General features: G+C 35.5%; 5 protein-coding genes. All 5 read right to left on the bottom strand.

Annotated elements, in window-relative coordinates; translation table 11 throughout:
• A partial coding sequence (locus tag ACJML3_RS08760; RefSeq protein WP_406022432.1) for a glycosyltransferase family A protein occupies window positions 1-365 on the bottom strand: 365 nt, incomplete at its 3' end.
• A gap of 5 nt (window positions 366-370) precedes the next feature.
• Entirely contained in the window at window positions 371-1,462 is a 1,092-nt protein-coding gene (locus tag ACJML3_RS08755; protein WP_406022430.1) for a DegT/DnrJ/EryC1/StrS family aminotransferase, read from the bottom strand.
• The gene (locus ACJML3_RS08750; RefSeq protein ID WP_406022428.1) at window positions 1,459-1,866 is read right to left on the bottom strand and encodes a sugar 3,4-ketoisomerase; all 408 of its coding nucleotides are present in this window, start codon (window positions 1,864-1,866) and stop codon (window positions 1,459-1,461) included. Before ACJML3_RS08750 ends, ACJML3_RS08755 begins: the two co-directional genes overlap by 4 nt.
• A gap of 146 nt (window positions 1,867-2,012) precedes the next feature.
• A complete protein-coding gene (locus tag ACJML3_RS08745; RefSeq protein WP_406022426.1) occupies window positions 2,013-2,861 on the bottom strand; it encodes an IS1634 family transposase in 849 nt (282 codons plus the stop codon).
• Window positions 2,806-3,234, bottom strand: a 429-nt coding sequence (locus tag ACJML3_RS08740; RefSeq protein ID WP_406022424.1) for a transposase, incomplete at its 5' end; no start/stop codon positions are given. The genes ACJML3_RS08745 and ACJML3_RS08740, both read right to left, overlap by 56 nt.

Below are 3,234 nucleotides of genomic sequence, written 5' to 3'. Positions count from 1 at the left end.
ACTAATGATACATTAGGATCTTTTTTTAATTCTTCTAACTCCAACTCCAAAGCTTCCTCGTAGTACATGTCATCAGAAGCAATCATGGCAATATATTCACCCTTAGCTTTTGATAATAGAGAGTTAAGTGTTTTTACTGTTCCCTGATTATTTTGTGTACTATATAAAAAGCGCTTAAATCTTTTTTTGCATTTACTCTCATACTCTTTAATCTTTGCCAAGGTATTATCTGATGAACCATCATCGATAATAATCAATTCTATATTGTTATAAGTTTGACGAATTACCGACTCTATAGTGTCTTGAATGTAATTTTCGTGATTATAAGCAGGTACTAGCACTGAGATTAATGCATCATCGTTCATATTGGCTAATCCTTATACTGATTTAAACATGAAATTATATATTGAACATCTTGCTGTGAAAGAACAGGGCTGATAGGTATACTTAATACTTGTTTGTGAATTTGTTCAGTTATTGGATAACTATCCTTTTCATATTCACTATAAGCTTGTTGCTGATGTGGTGGAATTGGATAATGAATATTAGTTTGAATTCCACTCTCTTTTAAGAATGATGCAAGTTTATCTCTACTATTAGTACGAACAACAAAAATATGCCATACATGACTTTCTTCAGTTGTTACGGTAGGTAAGATAATTCTTGAATTATCAACTTGTTCGCGATACTGCTTAGATATAGTTCTCCTAATCTCATTATCTTGATCTAAGTATTTTAATTTTACATTGAGAATAGCAGCTTGAATTTCATCTAAGCGAGAATTAATTCCTTTGTAAATATGGTGATACTTATAATCAGAGCCATAATTAGCTAATGCCTTACATTTTTCATACAATTCTTTATCGTTGGTTGTGATACATCCTGCATCACCTAAAGCGCCTAAATTCTTTCCAGGATAAAAAGAAAAACCAGCTGCATCGCCAAAAGATCCTGCTCTTTTCCTATTAAGAATGGCTCCATGAGCTTGGGCTGAGTCTTCTATGAGTTTTAAACCATATTTCTTAGCAATTTTAGATAAAGTCTCGACGTCAGCTAATTGACCGTATAGATGAACTGCCATTATAGCTTTTGTTTTAGAAGTAATACTTTTTTCTACTAATTCTGGATTTATGTTGTAGGTATTTATATTAGGCTCTACAAAAACAGGTTTACATCCATTTTCGGTAATTGCTAAAACAGTGGCGATAAATGTATTAGCAGGAACAATAATTTCATCACCAAATCCAAAACCATATCCTCTTATAATTAAGCGTAAGGCATCTAGACCGTTTGCAACACCTAAACAATATTTAGTTCCACAGTAGGATGCAAAATTTTTACAAAATTCGTTATTTTTTTCGCCTTGCAAATACCAACCACTATCTAATACTTCTTGAATACTATGCTCAATTTCTTGGCGATAGCGCTCATTTATTGCAAATAAATCTAAAAAAGGGATCATTTTTTACTTTTAGCTACGCTTTTTTTGAATTCTTCATAATCATGGATGTAGTCATCTGGATTGTAGTGTTCTGATGCTAATACTACAACCATACAGTCTTCAGAGAAATTAGTAAATTCACGCCATACATAATTACTAATATATAAGCCTTGAGCTGGATTATTTAGGTGAATTGTTTCCCTATTTACACCATCATCCACAATAAAATCGCAAGAGCCTCTTACACAAATAATTACTTGTTCAAGATTGCGGTGAGCATGCTTGCCTCTTATAGCATCATGAGCTGTATCCCAAACATAGTAGACTCTCCTAATTTCAAACGGAAAATCAGCTCTCTTTTCAAGAGCGACCAACTTACCATTATGATCACCATGTATAGGAAAATTTAAAAGTAAATAGTTCATATATTCCCCTTGTAGCTTCTTGTTTAGATAAATTCATAAATCAACTTTGAGATCTGATGCTAGAAGTCTTAAATAAGCAAACATCTATCTGACATTGAGCAGTAAATTTTAGGATTATTTCTCCCCGAGCTTTACTGCCATAATTTTTAAACCTCAGTGCAGATAAAAGTTTTGTAAGTCGAACTTACATAATATCTGCACCATTCCTCGCCCATAGACAGCAAAATCTTCTGCATATCTTTGGGCACTCCCGTTAATTTTACAAACTCACTACCAGGTATGTACGTTAGACAAATGCTGGAGTTACTAAGGTACTGGTAAACTCTCATCATACTAGGTCTTGTAAGTTCAGTCCTGTGGTCAGGAGATGGAATTGAAAGTTTGTTCTCAGCCATCTTTTTACGCATCAGGTATTCTGTTGCAGAAAAGATAAGCAGTGCAAGTGTCATTAGCCACATCAGCGCATTGATACGGGAAGGACTTTCAAGAAACAGAGCTCCCACCAGGATTTTTCTGTCCTTTAAGTATTTCCAGTTTCTTTCAACCACAGACTGTTTCTTATAGGTGGAAAGTAAATCACTCATTGTCCATTTACGCTCTGTATCATTGGTACAGATAACATAATAGGTTGCCTTTTCCACTGTATCTTTTACAGCCTCTGTGTCAATCTGAGCATTTGCTCTTACTATGACACTTACTGTAACTTTCTCTTCATCCTTCTTAGGGCGACCTTTACTTTTATACCCTTTGACCTCTTCATAGGTAATGTCACTTACAGAAACCAGTTTTAACTTTGAAGTCAGTTCTGTTACCTGTTTTTCAGCATCAGCCATACACTTGCATGGATGTATCTCAAACTTTTTTAAAGCCTTAAGAACAGCTTCAAGTTCTTTAGCAGCCTTCTTGTTAACAGTCTCAGTCTTTCTTCCTGTAAGCAGTTCATTCTGTACTAAGAGTTTTCTGACTTTCTGCTTTCCTATACCCCCCTTCACCACACCACATGGCCTTAGGACCATCAGGATTGTCTTTGTCTACAGGTACAAGTGACTTTGGTGATGCCTTGAGTTTCTCAAAACAGGAGACAGCCTCACCGTTCTTATCAGGTATCCTGCTGACAAAATAAATTCCGTTTCTGGCAGCTGTCATGGCTATTTCACTTGTGCACAGCGCACTGTCACCTACAAGGTAACGCAACTCACTAAACTGCTGCTTTATAAGTTTCCAGTAATCGATAATAATGTTTCTGAAACTTGTCTTGTCACTTGTATGACCACTGACACAGGTTGCAAATAAAGGCAGTCTGCTCAGTTCATCACATACCATCAGCTCATTTATCTGATTGAGTTCAGGATGTGAATCTCTGCTGTA

Origin of the sequence: Succinivibrio sp. (assembly GCF_045124615.1) — a bacterium.
GTDB lineage: Bacteria > Pseudomonadota > Gammaproteobacteria > Enterobacterales > Succinivibrionaceae > Succinivibrio > Succinivibrio faecicola.
Note: the sequence above shows the minus strand (reverse complement) of the source record. Positions and strands in the feature narration are given on the sequence as shown.

Coding starts and splice junctions, on each gene's coding strand:
- ACJML3_RS08755 (WP_406022430.1), bottom strand. CDS start 1,462: ATGATCCCTTTTTTAGATTTATTTGCAATAAATGAGCGCTATCGCCAA.
- ACJML3_RS08750 (WP_406022428.1), bottom strand. CDS start 1,866: ATGAACTATTTACTTTTAAATTTTCCTATACATGGTGATCATAATGGT.